Source organism: Rugamonas rubra, assembly GCF_900114705.1.
Lineage (GTDB): Bacteria > Pseudomonadota > Gammaproteobacteria > Burkholderiales > Burkholderiaceae_D > Rugamonas > Rugamonas rubra.
In genome coordinates this window covers 125510-146199 of record NZ_FOTW01000022.1, presented here as the reverse complement: position 1 = coordinate 146199, position 20690 = coordinate 125510, and the positions used below count along the sequence as shown (strand labels likewise).

General features: G+C 68.9%; 19 protein-coding genes. 11 read left to right on the top strand and 8 right to left on the bottom strand.

The features are described from left to right. Positions 1 to 349 (top strand): transposase (locus BM252_RS22110; RefSeq protein WP_139236669.1); only part of this gene is annotated, 349 nt, incomplete at its 5' end. A gap of 155 nt (positions 350 to 504) precedes the next feature. On the opposite strand, the gene BM252_RS22105 is transcribed toward BM252_RS22110, so the two are convergent. Then, positions 505 to 2838, bottom strand: a complete 2334-nt coding sequence (locus BM252_RS22105) for a TonB-dependent receptor plug domain-containing protein (RefSeq protein ID WP_093389835.1) — start codon at positions 2836 to 2838, stop codon at positions 505 to 507. Between the two features lie 200 nt (positions 2839 to 3038). On the opposite strand from BM252_RS22105, the gene asd reads away from it, so the two are divergent. Then, on the top strand, positions 3039 to 3884 hold the full coding sequence (gene asd / locus BM252_RS22100) for an archaetidylserine decarboxylase (protein ID WP_093389834.1): 846 nt from the start codon (positions 3039 to 3041) through the stop codon (positions 3882 to 3884). A gap of 104 nt (positions 3885 to 3988) precedes the next feature. On the opposite strand, the gene BM252_RS22095 is transcribed toward asd, so the two are convergent. Further along, the gene (locus tag BM252_RS22095; protein WP_093389833.1) at positions 3989 to 4912 is read right to left on the bottom strand and encodes a LysR family transcriptional regulator; all 924 of its coding nucleotides are present in this window, start codon (positions 4910 to 4912) and stop codon (positions 3989 to 3991) included. A gap of 114 nt (positions 4913 to 5026) precedes the next feature. On the opposite strand from BM252_RS22095, the gene BM252_RS22090 reads away from it, so the two are divergent. The 4 genes from BM252_RS22090 to BM252_RS22080 all read left to right on the top strand — a co-directional run bounded on the left by BM252_RS22090 (position 5027) and on the right by BM252_RS22080 (position 7887). Continuing rightward, a complete protein-coding gene (locus BM252_RS22090) occupies positions 5027 to 5626 on the top strand; it encodes an FMN-dependent NADH-azoreductase (protein WP_093389832.1) in 600 nt (199 codons plus the stop codon). Positions 5627 to 5686: 60 nt separating this feature from the next. Then, positions 5687 to 6601 carry a pirin family protein gene (locus BM252_RS22085; protein WP_093389831.1) on the top strand — a complete coding sequence of 305 codons (915 nt, stop codon included), beginning with the start codon at positions 5687 to 5689 and terminating at the stop codon, positions 6599 to 6601. A gap of 120 nt (positions 6602 to 6721) precedes the next feature. Then, the gene (locus BM252_RS31175; RefSeq protein ID WP_174900630.1) at positions 6722 to 7153 is read left to right on the top strand and encodes a hypothetical protein; all 432 of its coding nucleotides are present in this window, start codon (positions 6722 to 6724) and stop codon (positions 7151 to 7153) included. Next, positions 7036 to 7887 carry a methyl-accepting chemotaxis protein gene (locus tag BM252_RS22080; RefSeq protein ID WP_093389830.1) on the top strand — a complete coding sequence of 284 codons (852 nt, stop codon included), beginning with the start codon at positions 7036 to 7038 and terminating at the stop codon, positions 7885 to 7887. The genes BM252_RS31175 and BM252_RS22080 overlap by 118 nt, the downstream gene beginning before the upstream one ends. Before the next feature lie 115 nt (positions 7888 to 8002). Here BM252_RS22080 and BM252_RS22075 read toward each other — a convergent pair whose 3' ends face one another. Then, the gene (locus BM252_RS22075; protein WP_174900628.1) at positions 8003 to 10474 is read right to left on the bottom strand and encodes an acylase; all 2472 of its coding nucleotides are present in this window, start codon (positions 10472 to 10474) and stop codon (positions 8003 to 8005) included. A 167-nt stretch (positions 10475 to 10641) separates the two neighbouring features. On the opposite strand from BM252_RS22075, the gene BM252_RS22070 reads away from it, so the two are divergent. The 3 genes from BM252_RS22070 to BM252_RS22060 all read left to right on the top strand — a co-directional run bounded on the left by BM252_RS22070 (position 10642) and on the right by BM252_RS22060 (position 13021). After that, a complete protein-coding gene (locus BM252_RS22070; protein ID WP_093389828.1) occupies positions 10642 to 11112 on the top strand; it encodes a hypothetical protein in 471 nt (156 codons plus the stop codon). 100 nt (positions 11113 to 11212) lie between these two features. Continuing rightward, entirely contained in the window at positions 11213 to 12172 is a 960-nt protein-coding gene (locus BM252_RS22065; RefSeq protein ID WP_093389827.1) for a M14 family metallopeptidase, read from the top strand. Positions 12173 to 12247: 75 nt separating this feature from the next. Further along, a complete protein-coding gene (locus BM252_RS22060) occupies positions 12248 to 13021 on the top strand; it encodes a substrate-binding periplasmic protein (RefSeq protein WP_174900627.1) in 774 nt (257 codons plus the stop codon). Between the two features lie 23 nt (positions 13022 to 13044). Here BM252_RS22060 and sugE read toward each other — a convergent pair whose 3' ends face one another. Then, positions 13045 to 13362: a quaternary ammonium compound efflux SMR transporter SugE gene (sugE, locus tag BM252_RS22055; protein WP_093389825.1), complete on the bottom strand. Its 318-nt coding sequence runs from the start codon at positions 13360 to 13362 to the stop codon at positions 13045 to 13047. A gap of 294 nt (positions 13363 to 13656) precedes the next feature. Between sugE and BM252_RS22050 the strand changes: the two genes are divergently transcribed. Both BM252_RS22050 and BM252_RS22045 read left to right on the top strand, forming a co-directional pair. Beyond that, positions 13657 to 13953: an ArsR/SmtB family transcription factor gene (locus BM252_RS22050; protein ID WP_093389824.1), complete on the top strand. Its 297-nt coding sequence runs from the start codon at positions 13657 to 13659 to the stop codon at positions 13951 to 13953. Between the two features lie 56 nt (positions 13954 to 14009). Then, positions 14010 to 15071 (top strand): alkene reductase, encoded by a 1062-nt coding sequence (locus tag BM252_RS22045; protein ID WP_093389823.1) that lies wholly within the window; start codon positions 14010 to 14012, stop codon positions 15069 to 15071. 21 nt (positions 15072 to 15092) lie between these two features. Here the strand turns inward: BM252_RS22045 and BM252_RS22040 are convergent, their stop codons facing one another. From BM252_RS22040 to BM252_RS22025, 4 genes are all read right to left on the bottom strand, one after another. Further along, positions 15093 to 16301 carry a DUF1501 domain-containing protein gene (locus BM252_RS22040; protein ID WP_093389822.1) on the bottom strand — a complete coding sequence of 403 codons (1209 nt, stop codon included), beginning with the start codon at positions 16299 to 16301 and terminating at the stop codon, positions 15093 to 15095. 25 nt (positions 16302 to 16326) lie between these two features. Then, positions 16327 to 17871 carry a DUF1800 domain-containing protein gene (locus tag BM252_RS22035; protein WP_093389821.1) on the bottom strand — a complete coding sequence of 515 codons (1545 nt, stop codon included), beginning with the start codon at positions 17869 to 17871 and terminating at the stop codon, positions 16327 to 16329. Between the two features lie 345 nt (positions 17872 to 18216). Further along, a complete protein-coding gene (locus tag BM252_RS22030) occupies positions 18217 to 19182 on the bottom strand; it encodes an MBL fold metallo-hydrolase (RefSeq protein ID WP_093389820.1) in 966 nt (321 codons plus the stop codon). A 132-nt stretch (positions 19183 to 19314) separates the two neighbouring features. Further along, positions 19315 to 20667 carry an acetate kinase gene (locus BM252_RS22025; RefSeq protein ID WP_245774385.1) on the bottom strand — a complete coding sequence of 451 codons (1353 nt, stop codon included), beginning with the start codon at positions 20665 to 20667 and terminating at the stop codon, positions 19315 to 19317. Positions 20668 to 20690 lie beyond the last annotated feature (23 nt).

The window sequence follows — 20690 nt, the reverse complement described above, 5'->3', positions numbered from 1 at the left end:
GGCGCCGGGAAGCTGCGTCTTGTCCGACGGGCTGCTGGGTTTCGAAGTGCTCGAAAAGCTGGGCTATACGCATAAGGTGGTGCTGGCGCCGCGCGGTAAGGCGGGCACGGAGATCGAACCGTTCAAATGGCTCAACGTCTTGTTGGGGAACCTGAAAACAGCCCTGTCCGGGACGCACCACGCGTTTAAATTCGCGAAGTATGCCCGGCGATACCTCGCCGAGGTCCAGTATCGCTTCAACCGCCGCGCCGACATGGCCGCCATGGTGCCGCGATTGGCGGTCGCGCTGGCACAGACGAGGCCGTGCCCGAAACGGTTGGTGCTGGGAAAGGCTGATGTAAGAACATAATCAGGCGGGATTAAGTGCAACGCCGCCGCTTCAAACGCGACGGGTTTGCGGTGGAATATCCTGCTGGCCGCCCACTTATCAACAACAAGCTGGGCAATATACCGGCTGACGGCCGGCTTGGCGCAATCGGGCGCGATGCGCCGCCCGCCGCCGGTCTAGCGCTTCATCTCCAGCGTCAGGCGCAATTGCGCACCGCCCGGATACACCGAGTTGCGCCGGCTGCTGCCGCCGTCGCGGGTGATATAGGTCGAGTTCGACAGGTAGTCCTGCCCCAGCGCGTTGCTGACGGCCAGGCGCAGCTGGTTTTTCGGGTCGACTTTCCACAGCGCGTACAGGTCGAGGTCGCGCCGCACCGAGACGTAGTCGTACTGGTCGGCCGCCGCGCGCACCGTTCCGCCGTTGCGGAAGGCGAAGCTGCCGCCGGCGGCGAACACCCCGGCCGGGCTCTTGTAGTCGATGCCGACGGTGGCGCTGAGCGGGGTCTGCTGGTCGAGCCGGTTGTTCGGGCCGGGCACCGCCTCGACCCGCGACCAGTTGCGGCTGACGCTGGCGCGCAGGTCGAGCGCCGGGGCGTGCGCGACGAAGGTGCTGAGCGGAAACTTGGCCTCCAGCTCGACGCCGCGGGTGACGGCGCGGCCGTCGTTGACCGTGGTGGCGACCCAGCGGCCGTGCTCGCGCAGCAGGCCGGGCCGGGTGTAGTCGTCGATGCGGCGCATCGAGGCGCTGGCGCTGAGCAGGGCGCCCTCGCCGAAGTAGTGTTCGTAGGAGGCGTCCAGGCCCAGCGCCAGCTCCGGCTTCAGGTCCGGGTTGCCGCGCCGGTCGGGTTCGACCTGGCTGTTGTTGCTCGAGACGTAGCGGCGCGGGATCAGGCTGTTGGTCGACGGCGCCTTGTAGGTGCGGGTCAGCGCCAGGCGCAGCTGGTCCTTGCCGCCGGGCAGCTTGTACAGGGTCTGCATCAGCGGACTCCAGACGCCGCTGCGCCGCGTCACCGCGTCGAGCTTGCGCCCCTCGGCCGAGGTCGACATGCCCTCCCAGCGCAAGCCCAGGTAGAGCGACCAGTTCGGCGTGACGTTCCACTCGTCCTGGCCATACAGGGCCAGCCGGCGCACCTCGGCGCGGATCTGCTGGTCGTCGTCGAAGGGCGGACGGGCGCCGTGCGGCGGCGCTTCGGCCGGCGCCTGGCCCGGCGCCGCCGGCGTCGGCTCATTGACCCAGCCGGCCAGCAGATCGGCCTCGCGCTGGCCACGCCGCTCGTCGCGGCGCGACCAGCCGCCGTCCCAGCCCAGCGCCAGCGCGTGGTCGGTGAGCCACGGCGCCGCATACTTGCCGGTGCTGCTGAAGCCCTTGTCGGTGCTGTTGGAATGCACCTTGCGGTCGAGTGCCAGCTTGAGTTGCTGGCTCAGCGCGCTGATGTCCTGGCCGCGCACCGCGCCGTCGCTGCTGTTGCGGTTGAAGCTGGCGCCGAACTTGGTGTCGAGCTTGCCGCCGGCGGCCAGCTTGTGCATCCAACTCAGGTCGCTGCGGGCGTAGGCGCTGTGGTTGCTGTAGCGGCTGTCGAGGCGGTCGAAGTCGCCGCCCCTGCCCAGCAGCGGCGTCAGCACGCTCCAGTTGTTGCCGTCGTAATGGTTGAGCGACAGGTAGGTCTGCGAGGTCAGCGTGTCGCCGCCGGCCAGCGCCCAGTTCAGCCGGGGCGCCAGGTTGAGGTTGTTGGACACCCCCTTGTCGTGCGCCCGCGTGCTGGCGCTCAGTGTCGGCCGGCCGGCGGCGTCGGCGTCGAACTGGCGCCAGTCGGAATCGCGCTCGGACTGGTAGCGGTTCAGGTTGACACCGAGCGAGTAGGAGAAGTCGCCGTCGCGGTCCGAGGTCTGCAGGCTGAGGTTGGGCGAGACGAAATCGCTGCCCTTGGCGATGCCGGCCTTCCACTCGCGCTGGGCGCTCTTGATGGCCTTCTTCAACACGATGTTGATGGTGCCGGCGATCGACTGGGTGCTGAACTCGGCGCTGGCGGCGCGCAGCACCTCGATGCGCTCGATCACGTCCGGCGCCAGCGAGTCGATCGAGAAGCCGGCCGGCATGCGCTCGCCGTTGAGCAGGATCTGCGTGTAGCCGCCGCCCAGGCCGCGCATGCGGATCTCGCCGCCGCGCCCGGCGCCGCCGCTGACGGTGATGCCGGGCAGGCGCTTGAGCACCTCGGCCACCGAGGTGTCGCCGTAGCGCTGGATCTCCTCGCTGTTGACGATGATCTTGCTGGCGGTGTCGTCGCGGCGCGGGTTGTAGCCGGCGGCGCTGGCCTTGATCTCGACCCGCTGCAGCTTGGCCGGCGCCGCCGGCGGCGCGGCCGGCGCCTCCTTCAGGGTCTCCTGGCGCGCCTCGGCCGGCGCCGGTGTGCCCTCCTGGTCGGCGGCGGCGGCGGGCGCGCCCCAGGCGGCCGCCAGGGCGGCGGCGAGGAGGGTCGAGCGGAGGGTGTGGGCTGGCGGGCAAGCGGGCATAGGGAATCGTGGCGGGCAAATTGAGCGGTATTGTCGGCGAGAATCATCCGCCATGCTTATTTTAATGAAAATATTTTTCAATAGTTAATGAATATTTCACCGCGCGGCCGATTCGACGGCGGCCACCAGCGCAGATTTCCCTCCCCCGCCCGCGCCCGCCGTTATAATTCGCCATCTTTATACCGTCCTGGATTGCCATCGTGTCCGACCGCCTCGCCGTGCTGCCGCAGTACCTGCTCCCCAAGGGAGCGTTGACCAACTTCGCCGGCCGTGTCGCCGGCGCCAAGGGCGGCGCCATGACCACCCGGCTGATCCGCTGGTTCGTCGGCCGCTACGACGTCAACATGGCCGAGGCGCTCGAGCCGGACATCGGCCACTACGCCAGCTTCAACGAGTTCTTCACGCGTGCGCTGCGGCCGGACGCGCGGCCGCTGGCCGAGGCCGACTGGGTCTGCCCGGTGGACGGGCGCATCAGCCAGTTCGGCGCCATCGAGGACGACCAGATCTTCCAGGCCAAGGGGCACAAGTTCAGCACCACCGCGCTGGTCGGCGGCGACCGCGAGCTGGCCGCCCAGTTCCAGCACGGCAGCTTCGCCAACCTCTACCTGAGCCCGCGCGACTACCACCGCATCCACATGCCCTGCGACGGCCGGCTGACCCGCATGATCTACGTGCCGGGCGAGCTGTTCTCGGTCAACCCGACCACGGCGCGCGGCATCCCCGGCCTGTTCGCCCGCAACGAGCGGGTGGTCTGCGTGTTCGAGACGGCCCACGGCCCCTTCGTCATGACCCTGGTCGGCGCCACCATCGTCGGCAGCATGGCCACCGTGTGGCACGGCGTGGTCAACCCGCCGCGCACGGCCGAGGTGCGCGAGTGGAGCTATGCGGAGCAGAACATCGTGCTGAAACAGGGCCAGGAGCTGGGCCGCTTCCTGCTCGGCTCGACCGTCGTCATGCTGTTCCCCAAGGACCGGCTGGCCTTCAACCCGGCCTGGCAGCCGGCCGGCCCGGTGCGCCTGGGCGAGACGATGGCCCAGCGCAAGTAAAAAAGCTCTGCCCGCATTGCTGGAACACTGGGCTTACCCCGCGGGCAAAGGGGTCTGACCCCATGCGGGGTCAGACCCCGTGGCGTAGCGGGGTGCGGGGTAGCTCAGCCTGCCACGCCCCCGCCGCCCGCGCCGCTGGCGTCGAAGGCCGTCTGCAACAAGTCGAGGAAGACGCGGGTCTTGGCCGGCATCAAGCGCCGGCCGGGAAACACCGCCCAACCCGTCACGCGCGGGAAATCCCACTCCGGCAACACCCGCACCAATTGTCCCGTCCTCACATACGGCGCGGCGATCAGCTCCGTGCTGGCGCCGATGCCGGCGCCGGCGCAGGCCATGCGCACCAGCAATTCCGGCGAGTTCGCCATCAGGCGCGCCGGCAACTCCCTGACCCAGGTGGTCTTGCCCCGCAACAAGGTCCAGCGACTCAGGCCGTTGATACGCGGCGGCAGGCTCAACAAATCATGGCGGAACAGCTCGTCCGGATGTTCGGGCAGGCCGCGCAGGCTGGTGTAGGACGGCGCCGCGTACAGGGCCAGCGAGCTGAAGGCGACGCGGCGCGCCGCCAGCGAGGCGTCGTCCGGCAGCTCGCCCATGCGGATGGCCAGGTCGAAGCCCTCGGCCACCAAGTCGACCCGGCGCGGCGACAGGTCGATCTCCAGCGTGATGGCCGGATAGCGCGCCATGAACTCGGCCATCAGCGTCCCCATCGCGTGGTTGGCGAAATCGCCCGGCATCGACACGCGCAGCAGGCCGCTGGGCGCGCCCTGGCGGTGCTGGGCCAACGCTGCGGCCGCCTCGGTCTCCTCGGCCACCTTGCGGGCGTGCTCGAGCAGGCTGGCGCCGAACTCGGTGAGCACCAGCTTGCGCGTGGTGCGTTGCAGCAGGCGCTCGCCCAACTGCCCCTCCAAGGTGGACAGGCGGCGCGAGACGGTCGACTTGGGCAGTTGCACCCGCTGCGCCGCCAGGCTGAGACTGCCGCATTCGACGATGCGGGCGAACAGCAGCAGGTCGCTGGGGTCGATGTCCATGATGATTGTTCCATTGGTGGATTAATGTTATCCATTCTAAGGCCTTCCGGGTGAAAATTGGAACTGTTAAAGTTCACTCACTGCAACAACAACCCAACACAGACGGAGATCACCATGAACATTCTGCAAATCAATTCCAGCGCCCGCAGCACCGGTTCCGAATCGACCCGTTTGGCCGACGCCATCGTGGCCAAGCTGAGCGCCAGCGCCGCCAACGTCAGCCTGACCCGCCGCGATCTGGCCGCCCAGCCCCACCCGGTGCTCGACGAGGCCACGCTACAAGCCCTGTTCACCCCGGCCGAGCAGCGCAGCGCCGAGCAGGCCGCCCGCGTCGCCCTGGACGACGCGCTGATCGCCCAGGTGCAGGCGGCCGACGTGATCGTCATCGGCTCGCCGATGTACAACTTCGGCATCACCGTGCAACTGAAAAGCTGGTTCGACGCCATCGCCCGCGCCGGCGTCACCTTCAAGTACGGCCCGACCGGCCCGGTCGGACTGCTGGGCGGCAAGAAGGTCTATGTCGCCGTGGCCCGTGGCGGCATGCACCGCGACGGCCCGACCGACACCCAGCTGCCGCACCTGAAAATGTTCCTCAGCTTCATCGGCCTGAACGACGTGCAATTCGTCTACGCCGAGGGCCTGAACCTGGGACCGGACGCGATGGCCAAGGCGCAAGCCCAGGCGGACGCCGAAGTCAACGCGGTTCTGGTGTAATCGCAGGATAGTCATACCCTCGCCGGCCCGGCGGGCCGGCAACAAGAATTGGAGATCGATATGGATGCAACGACAGTGGCAACGGTAAGGAACGATCAAGTCCTGCAGGGACGCGAAGTGGAGCGCATCGTCCACGGCCAGCCGGTGATGGACGGCGCCGGCGTCAAGATCAACCGGGTGCTGACGCAGCCGCTGCAGCGCCGCCTCGATCCCTTCTTGATGCTCGACGCCTTCGGCAGCGACCAGGCCAACGACTATATCGCCGGCTTCCCCTCGCATCCGCACCGTGGCTTCGAGACGGTGTCCTACATGCTCAGCGGCCGCATGCGCCACAAGGACAGCGCCGGCAACGAGGGCCTGCTGAGCGGCGGCGGCGTGCAATGGATGACCGCCGGGCGCGGCGTGATCCACTCGGAAATGCCGGAGCAGGAGGAAGGCCTGATGGAGGGCTTCCAGCTGTGGCTGAACCTGCCGGCGCGCGACAAGCTGCGCGCCCCTTGGTATCGCGACTTCGACGCGACGCAGATTCCGCGGTTCCGCACCGAACAGGGGGTGGCCGTCAAAGTGATCGCCGGCGCCAGCCACGGCGTGGACGGCGCGGTGCGGCGCGAGGTGACCGAGCCGATCTATCTGGACATCGAGCTGCCGGCCGGCGCCAGCTTCAGCCAGGCGCTGCCGGCCGGGCACAACGCCTTCCTGTATGTCTACCGGGGCGAGGTGGCGGTCGGCGGCAAGGCGGTGGCGGCCGGGCGCATGGCGATCCTGGCCAACACGGCCGGCGCCGACGGTGTGCTGCTGCGGGCCGAGGCGGCGACCAAGCTGATCCTGATCGCCGGCCGTCCGCTGGGCGAGCCGATCGCGCAATACGGCCCGTTCGTGATGAACACCCAGGCCGAGCTGGCCCAGGCGGTCGAGGACTTCCGCGCCGGCCGCCTGGGCGAGGAAGCGCAGCAAACGGCGGCAGCCCAGCACTAAGCCGAGCAGCCGCAACAAAATGTCAAACCGCGTCAGGCCCGGAAGCGATTCCGGGCCTGCGCTTCTGCTATTCTTCTTACATCGGCGATGTCGACCTGAAGCCATCGGGCGGAGGAGCGTATGAGGCGGGTTTTCGGCAAACTTGTGTTGTTCAGCTTCATTACGTTCGGGCTCGGTTTGGTCCAGGCCTGGATCGCCATTTTGCTCGTCAGCATCAACAGCGGACATTTCTATCCTTCCAGGATATTTTCCGACGGAGGACTATTTTTCTTTTCGGCGTCGCTCGCCTCGTCCAGCTATCTCACTCTAAGGGCGACGCCCAATCTCGACATCTCTTATGGCAGCCGGGCCAACGTCATGTCGCTGCTGCTCATGGCCTCAACCTATTTTTTGGCCCTGGTTGGCTACCTTTCACAAGCAGTCAATAACCCTGAATGTACTTCCTTCGACCAAGGAATACTGATAGCAATGCAAATTATTTGCGTGCTCTGTTCCAGCGTGTATGCGTTTTATGTCGCCACGGTGTCTGGCATGCTCAGTGGAGATTCATGATGGAATATATTGCCATTGCGTTTGGCCTGATCACAGGGATAGGCGGATTGATCTATACCATCCTGAACTTTCACACACTGGCGGCGACGCGTCGAGGCGTGGGCGGCATCTCCGCCACGTCCGCCACTACCGCCCAGCCCACCGTGCCAACCGGGTCCGACAGCATGGCGCCGGCGTCCTCTGCTGAGACCGTTCCGGCGAACAAGCCAAGCCAAGCAGTCGAGCTACATGATGGAATCGAGGCAAAGACGAGCGGCCTGGTGGATGTGCTGGCACGGCTTGACGATATCGCGTTCCAAACCAATATCCTGGCCTTGAATGCCGCAGTCGAGGCAGCGAGGGCCGGCGAAGGCGGGCGTGGCTTCGCGGTCGTCGCGGCGGAAGTTCGACGGCTATCCCAACGCAGCTCGGCGGCAATTGGCGACCTGAAAAAACTCATCGACCAGCAACAGCTTGTCCCACCAACGATGGCACAACCGCCCCGCACGCGGAGCGAGGCCGAGGGGGTTTCGCAGGTCACGCAAATTCTGATTTCGGTTATCGAGGCCAGCAAAGCGCAAAGCGAAGATCTGGCCCAGGTGAATCATGCAATCGAGCATATGGACGCTATGACGCAAGAAAACGCCGCCTTGGTGAAGGAGGTGGCTGCGGCGGCGGAATCCTTGCAAAGACAGGCGATCGCCACGGTAGCCGCAGTAAATCAGCTGAAGCCCAAAACCCACGGCGTCGATTAGTCGCCAAACTCCATGCACGGCGCTTCCATCGTTCCGGCGCTGACTGGTGTCGTCAACAAGCAATACAAACGGCGGGAGGCGCGGACCGGCGACGAGACGCCGGCCCGCCCGCCCCCTACTCGGCGATTTTCTTGCTGCTGTAGGCCGGATCGGCGGTGATCTGCGCCTCGGTGTAGGCCTGGGTGATCCAGGCCTTCTGCGAGAAGCGCTCGGTCTGGTCGGCGAAGTACGGCGACTTGGCGTGGGTCGACTGCGAGTAGCTCAGCACGGCCTGCGCCTGTGGTCCGTTTTTGTCGAAGCCGACCACCTGCAGATAGCTGGTGCCCTCGGTCACGTCGCGCAAGCCCTTGCCGTCGGGCGCGCTGCCGATGGCGTTGTAGACGCCGTACTGGTCGGCGGCGCCGTGGATCGGGATGTTCCTGCCGCCCCGCTTGGCCACTTGGATCGAGCCCCAGGTGGCGTCGGCCGCCCAGCCCTGGCTGTTGGCGTCGCGCACCGACGAGGCCAGCGCCGCGCGCACCGTGGCCGCCACCAAGGTGTCGGCGACCTTCAGGCCGCGCGGCGTGCGCACCGGATCGGCCGGGTCGAAGGGCACCGCCCACACGCTGTCGTCGCCGCCGATGCGGTCCCAGGTGCCGGCGAAGTAGACCAGGCCCAGGTTGGCGTCCAGGTTGGCGTGGCGGTCCCAGGCGGCCAGCTTGGCGCAGGCCTGGGTCAGGTCGACCGAGCTGCCGTCGTCGGCCAGCGCGGTTTTGCCGCCGGCGCACAGGCGCAGCAGGTCGTCGACCGTGTGCTCGGCGTGGTAGACCCGGTTGTTGAGCACCATGTCCTGCATCTGCGCCATCGACATGCGCTTGCCGGCCAGGCCGTCGCTGCCGGCCAGGCGCGCCTGCAACTGGCTGATGCCGAGGCGGGCGCGGCCGCTGAGCGCGATACCCTCGACGCTGACGATGGCGGGGAAGCCGACCAGCGGCTGCTCCGGGTTGCTGAACCAGGCGCTGTCGTTGGAGTTCTGCACGAAGTCGCCACGGCTCAGCGCTGGCAGCTTGGCGGCGGCGAAAATGCCGGGCTGGGCGGCGGCCGGGTCGAGCGCCCAGTCGCAGGCGGCCTTGCTGCCGTCGAGCACGAACAGGCCGTACGCGGCCAGCGCCTTGTAGGGGGCCGGCACACAGCTGGCCTGTTGCGCGCTCGACACGTTGGGCACCACGGTGACGTCGAGGAACAGCGCGTTGCCGTCCTTGTCGGCCGCCAGCGTGTTGACCCATGGCAGCCCGGTGAGGCGCAGCACGGCGCTCTTCAACTCCGCCGCGCTGCCGGCGCGGTTGATCGCGTACCACTGCTCCATCATGCGGTGGTTGTCCAGGTTGGCGTCGCGCACGGCGTAGGCGACGCCGTTCTTCCACTCGAGCATGCCGGGGATCTGCACCAGGTTGCCGAAGTCGCTGACATACAGCTCGCGCGACTCGCTGCGCAGCACGCCGTCGGCGCCCAGCACGTCGATGCTCAGGCGCTTGCGCAGCATGCTGCGGCTCTTGCCGTCGACCAGGTACTTGGTCGGGTCGGCCGGGTCCAGTTGCAGCTGGAACACGGTGAAGTGGGCCGAGGTGTTGACGGTGTGGCCCCAGGCGACGTTCTGGTTGAAGCCGATGTTGACCAGCGGCAGGCCGGCGAGCGAGGCGCCCATGACGTCGAGCTTGCCCGGGATGGTCAGGTGCATCTGGTAGAAGCGCAGCGGCCCCGACCAGGGGAAGTGCGAATTGCCCAGCAGCAGGCCCTGGCCGTTGTCGCTGCCGTCCCTGCCCAGCGCCACGGCGTTGCTGCCGCTGCGCGCGTGCAGCCGCGTCCAGTACTCGGGCGTCATCGGATTGCGCGCCACCTCCTGCACCGGCGCGACCGGCGGCCCGATCGGCCCGCTGGCGCGCACGCCCGCGCGCGGCAAGGGGCCGCCGGGCTGGGCGCCGCTGATCGCCTCGACGAACTGGCCGACGCCGCCGACCGCGGCGTAGCCGCGCACCAACTTGACCATGTCCGCCTCGGCCAGCTTGCGCACCCACGGCTGGCCCTTGCACTCGTCGGCCAGGTTGGCCGCGCCGGTCTGCTCCAGATAGCGGTTGTAGCCGGCCACGTAGCCCTTGAGCAGCGCCAGGATCTCGGCCGGCTGCGCCTTCAGCGCGACGGCGACGGCGTCGGCGTCGTTGACAAGGCGGAAGTAGAAGTCGCTCTGCACGTTGGCCGCGCCGGTCATGCCGGTGGCGCCGGCGGCGCCGAAGTACTTGGCGCGCTCGCCGTTGACGGTGGCGATGTGGCCGGCCAGCAGGCAGATGTTGTCCTCGGCGTAGGCGTAGCCGATGCCGTAGCCCAGGCCGGCCTCGTCGCCGGCCTTGATGTGCGGCACGCCGAAGCCGGTGCGGCGGATCTCCGCCGCGAACACGGGCGCCGGCGGCGGCGGGCTGACCTGGCCGTCGGTGGCGCCGCCGTTGTTGCTACCGCCGCCGCTGCAGCCGGCGGTCAAGGCCAGCGCCAGGGCGGCCAGGCCGGCGGCGCCCAGGCGGCGCGACGGGAACACGGGTGAAGCGGAAAATGTCATGACAGGCTCGCTTGTGGTGGGGAAAGAGCGATGAGAATTGCAAATTAAGCATTTATTATCCATAACTATTCAAAAAGAACCACCCGGCGCCACCCAATGGAGCGCGGCGCGCCACCCCGCCCCGCATCGACCGCTGCGGCCGCCGCGATCTGCGGATAAAATGGCGCATGACCTCCACCTTCATCGCCTGGCTCAAGTATCTGAGCCGCATTTGCGGCTTCGACACCGCCGACTCCTTCCCGCCCGGCCACCCGTACGAGCGCACGCGCTGGAACGGCGCCTATTTCGACATCGCCTCCGACGTCAAGCCCGAGCGTATGGAGCAGCTGCTGTGCGAGGCGATCGCCAACACGCCGCTGGTGTTCGGCTACATCCACAACCCGACGCCGCGCATGCAGCGCGCCCTCTTCGCCATCCTCGAGGAGCGCATGCGCAACAACCGCGGCCGCGCCGGCGAGCTGGCCGCCCTGTTGATCGCCGCCTACGACGCCAGCCCGCACGTGGTCGAGGTGTTGCCCGGCCTGCGCGCCGAGATCGCCGCCAGCCGCGCCCAGGACGGCGCCGAGCGCGCCCGCAGCCTGATGGCCTTCCTCCACACCATGCAGTCGCCGTTCGACGTGATCGAAATGCAGCGCTAGGCGCCCGCCGCCAGCCCGGCGCGCGGCGCAGCGGCTAGAATATCGGCCGACGTTGCCGCGCGGCCAAACCGCGCCGGCCCTACCCCAGCCAAGGACAGCCATGAGCGATCAGCACCAACTGCAATTCAAATCCGTCAACTACAGCGGCCTGGGCGCCGGCCCGCGCCTGATCGTGCTCGGCGCCGTGCACGGCAACGAGACCTGCGGCACCCGGGGCATCGGCCGCGTCATGGCCGAGCTGGACGCGGGCGCGCTGCGCCTGGCCGCCGGCAGCGTCACCTTCGTGCCGGTGGCCAATCCGCTGGCCTACGCCAAGGGCGAACGCAGCGGCGAGCGCAACCTGAACCGCAACCTGTTCCCCAACGCCGCGCCGCAGGACTTCGAGGACCGCGTCGCCAACTGGCTGTGCCCGCTGCTGGCCGGCCACGACGTGCTGCTCGACCTGCACTCCTTCAACGCCGCCAGCGAGCCCTTCGTCATGGTCGGCCCGCGCGACAACGACGGCCCGCTGCAGCCCTTCGGCCACGCCGCGCAGGAGCGCGCGCTGGCGCGCCGGCTCGGCGTGCGCCGCTTCGTCGACGGCTGGCTGGCCACCTACGGCGCCGGCGTGCAGCGCCGCCTGCGCGACGACAGCCAGCTCGACACCGTGCTGCGCTACGGCGTCGGCACCACCGAATACATGCGCTCGACCGGCGGCTACGCGCTGACGTTGGAGTGCGGCCAGCACGCCGACCCGCGGGCGCCCGAGGTGGCCTACCGTGCCATCCGCAACACCCTGGCCTTCCTCGGCCTGGTCGACGAGGCGGCGCCGGCGCCGGTCGAGCCGGCGCGGATGGAGGCGCTGAGCATGGTCGTTGTGCACGATAAGCAACACATCGACGACCAATTCAGCCGCGTCTGGTCCAGCTTCGACCGCCTGCGCCAGGGCGACGAGATCGGCCGCCGCGCCGACGGCACGGCCGTGCTGGCCGAGTTCGACGGGCTGATCCTGTTCCCCGACAGCGGCGCCAAGGCCAACAGCGAGTGGTTCTACCTGGCGCGCGCCAATCCGGACTTCTGATCCGTCGCGCCAACGCGCCGACGGCCTCTGGCGCGGCCCGGTCTATCCCGCTAGAATCACGTGCAGGAGACTATGATGAACAAGCTAGTGATGCTGCTGCTCGCCGTGGCCGGCGCGGGCACGGGCGCGCCGGCGGCGCACGCCGCCGCCGAGCCGGTGACGACCTTGCGCGTGATGGCGCAGGAGAGCCTGCCGCCGAAATGGACGCGGCGCAACGGCCGCCCGGCCGGCATCTGCCCGGACATCCTGGCGGCGATCGAAAGGCTGGCGCCGCAGCTGCGCTTCACCGGCCAGGACGACTTCCGCTCGGTGCCGATGATCGAACAAAGCCTGGAGTCCGGCGAGCTCGACTGCGCCTGCGCGCTGCTCGACACGCCCAGGCGGCGCCAGATCGCCAACCGGGTCGGCAAGCCGCTGTACCTGGCCCGCCACAAGCTGGCCGCCGCCGCCGGCGACAAGGCCGAGGTCAACAACTTCGACGACCTGCTCAAGCTCAAACCCATCGTCACCACCTCGCGCGGCGCCGGCTACGCCGCGCAGCTGCGCGCGCTCGGCCTGGAGGTCGACGACAGCACCGGCGACAACGCCGTCAACCTGCGCAAGATCATCGCCGGCCACGGCCGCTTCTTCTACATGAACGAGTTGACGCTGAACTGGATCGTGCGCCAGCAGGGCCTGCGCGGGCAGGTGCGCATCCTGCCGGTGGTGCTGCGCGAGGAGCCGATCTACTTTTGGATCGGCAAGCGGGCCGACCCGGCCGCCGCCCGCCAGATCGAGCTGGCCCTGCACAAGCTCAACGCCAGCGGCGAGCTGGCGCGCATCCACCAGCGCTGGGCCGGCGAGCGCTGAGCCGGCGCGCCCGCAGCCGCCACTCAGACGGTGCTCAGCTTGAGGCCGACGATGCCGCCGACGATCATGCCGATGCACAACAGCCGCAAGGGGTTGGCGGCCTCGCCCAGCACCGCGATGCCGAAGATGACGGTGCCGACGGTGCCGATGCCGGTCCAGATCGCGTAGGCTGTGCCCAGCGGCAAATGGCGCAGCGCCAGGCCGAGCAGGCCGATGCTGCCGGCCATGGCCGCCAAGGTCAACGCCGTCGGCAGCGGGCGGGTGAAGCCCTCGGTGTATTTGAGGCCGACGGCCCACGCCACCTCCAACAAGCCGGCCAGCACCAGGATGATCCAAGTCATATGTTTCTCCTTCAACGGCGGGGTCGTCCCCGCCAAGCCCGCTTCGTGGCGGGGTCGTCCCCGCGCGCGCAAAAGAGCCGCCATGATACCAGCCATGCAACATTCCCGCCGGGCACGGCCCCACCGGCGCCGCCACCTGGGCGATAATGCGCCTCTCCTGTGCGAGCCCCGCCCCGCCCGGCCGCCGTTGTATGCGGCCGCCAGCGGGAATTTTATTTATATCGTAGTATACCGATATTGAAATTGCCGAAACCCGATGCATATATCGGGTAGAAGCGAAACAATGGACTTCCGATGGACATCGATGCAATTCACAAGGCGCTGGCCAACCCCGTGCGGCGGCAGATCCTGGCCTGGCTCAAGCAGCCGGAACAGTACTTCTCCGACCAGGAGCACGGCCTCAACCTGGGCGTCTGCGCCGGGCTGATCGACCGTCGTTGCGGCTTGTCGCAATCGACCGTGTCGGCCCACCTGGCGACGCTGCAAAAGGCCGGATTGATCAGCTCCAAACGCGTCGGCCAATGGGCCTTCTTCAGCCGCAACGAGGAAACCATCCAGGCCTTCATCGACCACATGAACCAGGGCCTCTAGTTACACGCGGCCCGCCCCACCGGCACGACCGGGGTAATTTTTACAGGAAAACTATCATGGCAACTCTGTTCGATCCGCTCACCATCGGCGACCTCGTCTTGAAAAACCGCGTCATCATGGCGCCGCTGACGCGCGCCCGCGCCATCGGCGGCGGCCGCGTGCCGAACGCGCTGATGGCCGAATACTATGTGCAGCGCGCCAGCGCCGGCCTGATCCTCAGCGAGGCGACCGCCGTCACGCCGCAGGGCGTCGGCTACGCCGACACGCCGGGCCTGTGGTCGGATGAGCAGGTGGCCGGCTGGAAACTGGTGACGGCGGCGGTGCACGCCGCCGGCGGCCGCATCTTCGCCCAGCTGTGGCACGTCGGCCGCATCTCCGACCCGGACTTCCTCGACGGCCAGGCGCCGGTGGCGCCCAGCGCCATCGCCGCCAAGGGGCACGTCAGCCTGCTGCGTCCGCAGCGCGACTACCCGCTGCCGCGCGCGCTGGAGACGGCCGAGCTGGCCGGCGTGGTGGCCGCCTACAGGAAGGGCGCCGAGAACGCCAAGCTGGCCGGCTTCGACGGCGTCGAGATCCACGGCGCCAACGGCTACCTGCTCGACCAGTTCCTGCAGGACAGCACCAACCAGCGCAGCGACAACTACGGCGGCAGCATCGAGAACCGCGCCCGCCTGATGCTCGAAGTCACCGACGCCTGCATCGAAGTGTGGGGCGCCGACCGCGTCGGCATGCACCTGGCGCCGCGCCGCGACGCCCACGACATGGGCGACTCGAACCCCGTCGCCACCTTCGGCCATGTGGCGCGCGAGCTGGGCAAGCGCAAGATCGCCTTCATCTGCGCCCGCGAGGCGCTCGGCGAGGACAGCCTGGGACCGCTGCTCAAGCGCGAGTTCGGCGGTGTCTATATCGTCAACGAGAGCATGGACAAGGCCAAGGCCGAGCAGGTGCTGGCCGCCGGCACGGCCGACGCGGTGGCCTTCGGCAAGGCCTTCATCGCCAACCCCGACCTGCCGCGCCGCCTGCAACTGGACGCCCCGCTCAACGCCTGGAAGGCGGAAACCTTCTACCACGCCACGGCGGAAGGCTACACCGACTACCCGGCGCTGGCGGCGGCCTGAGTGTGGTGAACTAGCGCGCGCCTAGAGCAGGCCGATGTCGCGCGCCTTGGCGCCGGCGAAGACCTGCTCGAGCTGCGCGCTGCCCAGCCCGTACATGCGGGCGAACAGGCCGCCGAACACGGCGCGGTACTCGTTCAACACCGGCAGGTCGCGGTTCTGGAACAGCGTCGCCGCCTCGACCCGCTTTTGCTCGCCGGCCAGGCGGCCGCCCTTGACGGCGCCGCCCAGCACCCAGTAGGCGCTGCCGTGGCCGTGGTCGGTGCCGCGGTTGCCATTCTCGCGGAAGGTGCGGCCGAACTCGCTGACCACCACCACCGCCGTGTCGCGCCAGTCGCCGCCCATCTCCTGGGCGAAGGCGGCCAGGCCGCGCCCCAACTCGCCCAGCCGGTCGGCCAGGTAGCCGTTGGCGCCGCCCTGCCCGACGTGGCTGTCCCAGCCGCCGACGTCGACGAAGCCGATGCGGTACTTCTCCTTCATCAAGCGGCCGATGCGCCGCGCCTCCAGCTCGAAGCCCTTGGCGGCGATGGCGTTGCGGCTGGCCGCCTCCATCTCGCCGGCCATCTCGCGCAGCACCTCGGCGCGCACGCTGAAACCCTCGCGCACCTGGGCGGCCAGCGCCGTGTCCTGGTACATGGCGCTGATGACGCCGCTCTGGCGCTGGTCCACGGCCGGCTTGGCCAGGTTGCGCAAGGTCATGTTGGGCACCTGCAGGCCGCCCTGCATAATCAAGGGCAACTGGTCGGTGAACGACAGCGCAGGCCCGCCCAAGGTGGCGGCCAGGCGGTTGAGGAAGCCGGAGCGGTAGTCGCGGCCGGCGCCGGGCGCCTGGCCCAGCTCGATCGTGTCCTGCGTCTCGAAGTGGCTGCGCGAAATGTCGTCGGTGCCGGCGAAGGGGATGAAGGCGGCCTGGCCCTGCTGGAACAGCGGATAGATGCTGTCCCTCAAGGCCGGGTGCAGGCCCCAGTCGGCGTCCAGCGGCAGCGCCGCGTTCGGGTTGGGCGGCGCCGCGCCGCCACCGCCGGCGGCGGGCGCGGCGATGGCGATGTTGGGCCGGGCCTCGTAGTAGTACTTGCTGGCGACGGGGACCAGCAGGTTCAGCGCGTCGTAGCCGCCGCGCAGGAAGACCACCAGCAGGCGGCTGTTGCCGGCGCCGGGCGCGGCCCACAGCCGGCCGGCCAGGCCGGCCATGGGCAGCGCGGCCGTGGCCTTGAGTAGGGTGCGACGTTTCATGTTGGCCTCCGTTGGCGCTGCATCGTTAGCGGTACATCATCTCGGGCGCCGACAACAGGTAGGCGTTCCATTCCTGCGGCGAAGCGGCCTGCTCCAGCGCGCGCAGGGTGGCCGGCGCCAGTGTCGCCTTCAGCGAGCTGAAGTACAGCGCGTTCGACAACTGCGGGAAGGCGGCCTTTTCCTGCGCCTGCGGGCCGTCGGCCTTGAACAGGCCGGCGCTGCCGCCGCCGATCGCCTTGGCGATCTCGAAGCGGGTGGTCATCTGCCCCGGGCTGGCCCAGGCCGCCTGCGTCAGCGGGTAGCCGTCCGGCGTCTGACGGCCGTACAGCGGCTCGCCCATGCGCTTGAGCCAGTTGAGCAGCGGGCCGGCGTTGAGGATGGGCTTGTCGTCGTAGGCCAGACGCACCGCCGAAACGGCGTAGTGCTGCGGGTCCTTGAACTTGTGCCCCAGCGAGGCGGCGAACTCGGCCGAGGCCAGCATGGTTTGCAGGGTGGCGGCGATGTCGCCGTCGCTGCGCAGAAAGGTCTGCGCCATGCGCTCGACCAGCGCCGCCGGCGCCTCGTCGGCGACGAAGAATTGCGCCAGCTTGCGGCTGACGAAACGCGCCGTGGCCGGATGGGCGCTGAGGCGGGCGATGGCCTCGTCCACCTCGGCCGGGCCGCGCCGCCGCAGGGGCTGGCCGAGCAATTGCTTGGCGCCGTAGTCGTGGCGGTTCGGGTTGAACTCGTACAGGCCGGCGCGCCGGTAGTCGCCCTGCAGCTCGCGCTTGACCTTGGGCGCGTCCGGCCCCAGGTTGACGCCGACCCCGGTCAGCACCCGCGCCAGCTCCTGCACGTCGCGCTGGCTGTAGCCGCCGTCGACGCCCAGGGTGTGCAGCTCCATCAACTCGCGGGCGTAGTTCTCGTTGATGCGGCCGGCGGCGTTCTGCTCGTTGTCCAGGTAGCGCAGCATGGCCGGATGGCGGACGGTGGCGGCCAGCAGATCGCGGAACTTGCCCAGCGCGTGGGGGCGGATGGCCTGCTCCTCGTAGTCGCCGACCATGGCGCGCAGGTTGTGCTTGCCCTGGTGGACGCTGAAATGGTTCATCCAGAACCAGCTCATCTGTTCCTGCAACTGGTTCGGCGAGTAGACGGCGCGCAGCAGCGAACGGGTCGCCGCCTCGCGCGCCAGGCGGTTCAGCTCCTGTTGATAGGCTTGCCGCGCGCTCATCTTGGCCTCGTCGTCGCCCAGCGCGTCGGCCTCCTTGCGCTGCCGCTCCAGCTCGAACACCAGCTGGTCGAGCGGGCGCTGGCCGATCGTCAGCGCCGCCAGCTGGGCCTCGATGGCGGCCGGCAGGCGCTCCGCGCCGGGGTGCAACTGGCCCTGCAAATAGCCGCCCAGGCCGGCGGCGCCGGCCCGTTTGGCGGTGCTGTCGTTGACGCCCCAGGTGACGCGGTTCAACACGGCGATGGTCTGCGTTGGCGCGAAGGCCAGTTCCGGCCCCGACGCCGGCGTTTGGACGGCGCAGCCGGCCAACAAACCGGCGATGGCGATGGCAGCGGCACGGCGTATGACTGCGAGGTTTTCCATAGGGGCCGGTGGGAAAATGGGACGTCCATTGCGGCTGAAACTACGCCGGCGACGGCGCTACGGCACGGCCACAACTACAGTTACAGCCACGGCCTTGGCCCTGGTCCTGCGCTGCGCTGCGTTGCGACAAGGGACGGAACATGCCGCAATCCGATCATCTTACCGCTTCAGCCCGCTCGGCACGTTTCCCCGCCCGCCACTCTTTGCAATAATTTGTAAGCGCCCGGTCCCGGCGCCCCACCGGCCAGCAATGAGCAAGGGACTCGCGCGGAGTCCCTTGGTCTGCCGCCGGCACGCTCGGCCGGCCGAGCTCGGCCTACTTCGGCCTACCTCGGCCGACTTCGCTTACTTCGGCACCGAGTAGTTGAGCGGCACGAACTGGTAGCCCTTGCCGTTGGCGCGCACGTGGCCCAGGCCGGGGAAGGACAGGTGCGCCGCGCCGATCATATAGCCCTGCTTGGCGGCGGCGGCGAAGGCCGCCTTGCGCTCGCTGACGGCGTGCTTGCTGTCGTTGTCGAAGCTGATGGCGACCTCGGGCTGGTCGAACTGCACCGCCTGCACGTGCAGCAGGTCGCCCAGCAGCACCAGCTTCTGGCCCCGGCTTTCCACCACATAGGTGGTGTGGCCCGGCGTGTGGCCGTTGCTGGCGTAGGCCTTGACGCCCGGCACCAGGTCGGTGTTGCCGCTGAAGGCCTGGAACTTGCCGGCCTTGACGTAGGGCGCCATCGATTTCATCGCGCCCTGGAAGAAGCCCTTGACCTCGGCCGGCGCCTTGTCCATCTCGGCCGGATTGAGCCAGAAGTCGGCGTCGCGCTGGTCGGCCCGCACGATGGCGTTGGGGAAGGCGACCTGGTCGCCGGCCGCCAGGCCGCCGACGTGGTCCGGATGCAGGTGGGTGATGTAGACCTCGTCGACCTGCTCGGGCTGGTAGCCGGCCGCCTTCAGGTTGGCCGCCAGCTTGCCCAGCGTGGGGCCGAACAGGCCGGCCGCGCCGGTGTCGATCAGCACCAGCTTGCCGCCGGTGTTGACCAGGAAGGCGTTGAACGAGGTTTCCAGCGGGCTCTTCAGGAAGGACTTGGCCAGCGCCCGGTCGACCTTGGCCGGGCTGGACTTGAGGACGGTGTTGACGGGCAGCTCGACGGTGCCGTCGCTCAGCGCGGTGACCTCGAAGTCGCCCAGCATGACGCGGTAAAAGCCCGGCGCCTGGAACTTGGCCAGCGGCGCGGCGGCAAAGGCCGGCGCGGCGCCGACGGCGGCGAAGGCGCCCAGCAGGAGGGCGGCGCGGACCGATTTGGTGTGCTTCTGGATCATGTTTTCCCTTTTTGAAAGAATTGCCTGAATCGCTACAATAACGCAATTCCGCCTTTTCGGTCGAGCCCGCCTTAGGAGGGGCCCGCGTCCGCCGCGCAGGCCCGCCGTTCACCGCGCCGCCGGGGCCGGCCGCTAGAAACTCATCGGCATGCGCACCGACAACTGGACGTCCGGCGTGTCGCGCGTCAGGCCGGCGCCGACGGCGACGTTGACGGTGCGCTTGTCGTTGAAGCGGTAGGAAAAGCCCAGCAGCAAGGTGCCCAGCTGGATGCGCACCGAGCCGGGCACGGCGACGCCGTTCTGCCGCGTGCGGGCGATCGAGCTGTGGTCGTAGCCCAGGCTGAAGGCGGCCTTGTCGTTGAGCGCCATGCCCATGCCGAAGTTGAAGCCGAGCACGCCGCCCGGCGCCACCGTGCCGAGCGGCTCGGACTGGCCGCCCTGGATGCGCCGCTCGACGTTGCTGCGGCGGAAATTGTGCAGATAGCTGACGCTGCCGAAGAAGATCGCCGGGTCGGACGGATACAGCCAGGTCAGGCTCGGTTGCAGCGCGTAGAAGCCGGAGCCGGTCGGCAGCTCCAGCGGCAGGCCGGTGCCGGTGGCGTCCGGGCCGGTGCAGCGCTTGGTGCAGTCGGTCACCACGCTGAACGGGTCGCGCCCGGTGCGGCTTTTGAAGCGCAGCGCGCCGACGTAGTAGGCGCGGTCGGCGCCGCCCTCGTTGAGCTGGTAGCGTAGCGCCAGCTCGGCGTCGCCGGCGGCGCGGCCGCTGGTGTCGAACACGCGCTCGTTGGCGGCGCCGGTGAAGTACTCGCGGCTGACGGTGGCGTCGGAGCGGTAGACGTAGGGCAGCTTGGCCTCGATTTCCATGCGCCGGCTCAGGCCGTAGCGGCCGGTCAGCGTGGCCGTGGTGGTGTTGCGTTTGACCTCGCGCACGTCGACCAGGCCGATCAACAAGGCCGGGATGATGGTGTAGCCGACCAGCGCGACGCGGTTGCTCGACGAGTAGCCGAACTGCAGCGACGGTTCGAGCACGTAATGGCCCTTGGCGGTGAGCACGCCGGGCTGCTCGAACAGCGGCGCCACCTCGGGCGGGCGGCCGTCCTTGGCCGGCGCCGCGCCGACCGGCGCCTGGCCGGCGCGCGCCTGGGCCGGCCCCTGGCCCTGCCCTTGCGCCGGCGCCGCCGCGCCGCCCTGCTCGGCCGGCCCGGTGCCGCGCTGCGCCGCCAGCGCCTCGGCCGGCATGGCGCCGCCGAGCTGCAGCAGGCTGCGCTGCTGCTCGTCGACCTGCCGCCGCAGCTGTAGCAACAGCTGCTTCTGCTCCTCCAGTTGGCGCCGCATCGATTCGAGCTTGTCCCCCAGCTGCCCGCCGGCCTCGCCGCCCGCCGCGCCGCCTCCGGCCGTGGCCGCCGGCTGGCCGGCCGACTGCCCGCTACACAGCAGCAACGCCACGGCGGCCGCCGCCGCACGCCCTCTCGCACTAGTTTGCATCGTTTTCCCCTGGTCGATGGATG

Coding starts and splice junctions, on each gene's coding strand:
- BM252_RS22105 (WP_093389835.1), bottom strand. CDS start 2,838: ATGCCCGCTTGCCCGCCAGCCCACACCCTCCGCTCGACCCTCCTCGCC.
- BM252_RS22095 (WP_093389833.1), bottom strand. CDS start 4,912: ATGGACATCGACCCCAGCGACCTGCTGCTGTTCGCCCGCATCGTCGAA.
- BM252_RS22090 (WP_093389832.1), top strand. CDS start 5,027: ATGAACATTCTGCAAATCAATTCCAGCGCCCGCAGCACCGGTTCCGAA.
- BM252_RS22085 (WP_093389831.1), top strand. CDS start 5,687: ATGGATGCAACGACAGTGGCAACGGTAAGGAACGATCAAGTCCTGCAG.
- BM252_RS31175 (WP_174900630.1), top strand. CDS start 6,722: ATGAGGCGGGTTTTCGGCAAACTTGTGTTGTTCAGCTTCATTACGTTC.
- BM252_RS22080 (WP_093389830.1), top strand. CDS start 7,036: ATGTACTTCCTTCGACCAAGGAATACTGATAGCAATGCAAATTATTTG.
- BM252_RS22075 (WP_174900628.1), bottom strand. CDS start 10,474: ATGACATTTTCCGCTTCACCCGTGTTCCCGTCGCGCCGCCTGGGCGCC.
- BM252_RS22070 (WP_093389828.1), top strand. CDS start 10,642: ATGACCTCCACCTTCATCGCCTGGCTCAAGTATCTGAGCCGCATTTGC.
- BM252_RS22065 (WP_093389827.1), top strand. CDS start 11,213: ATGAGCGATCAGCACCAACTGCAATTCAAATCCGTCAACTACAGCGGC.
- BM252_RS22060 (WP_174900627.1), top strand. CDS start 12,248: ATGAACAAGCTAGTGATGCTGCTGCTCGCCGTGGCCGGCGCGGGCACG.
- sugE (WP_093389825.1), bottom strand. CDS start 13,362: ATGACTTGGATCATCCTGGTGCTGGCCGGCTTGTTGGAGGTGGCGTGG.
- BM252_RS22050 (WP_093389824.1), top strand. CDS start 13,657: ATGGACATCGATGCAATTCACAAGGCGCTGGCCAACCCCGTGCGGCGG.
- BM252_RS22045 (WP_093389823.1), top strand. CDS start 14,010: ATGGCAACTCTGTTCGATCCGCTCACCATCGGCGACCTCGTCTTGAAA.
- BM252_RS22040 (WP_093389822.1), bottom strand. CDS start 16,301: ATGAAACGTCGCACCCTACTCAAGGCCACGGCCGCGCTGCCCATGGCC.
- BM252_RS22035 (WP_093389821.1), bottom strand. CDS start 17,871: ATGGAAAACCTCGCAGTCATACGCCGTGCCGCTGCCATCGCCATCGCC.
- BM252_RS22030 (WP_093389820.1), bottom strand. CDS start 19,182: ATGATCCAGAAGCACACCAAATCGGTCCGCGCCGCCCTCCTGCTGGGC.
- BM252_RS22025 (WP_245774385.1), bottom strand. CDS start 20,667: ATGCAAACTAGTGCGAGAGGGCGTGCGGCGGCGGCCGCCGTGGCGTTG.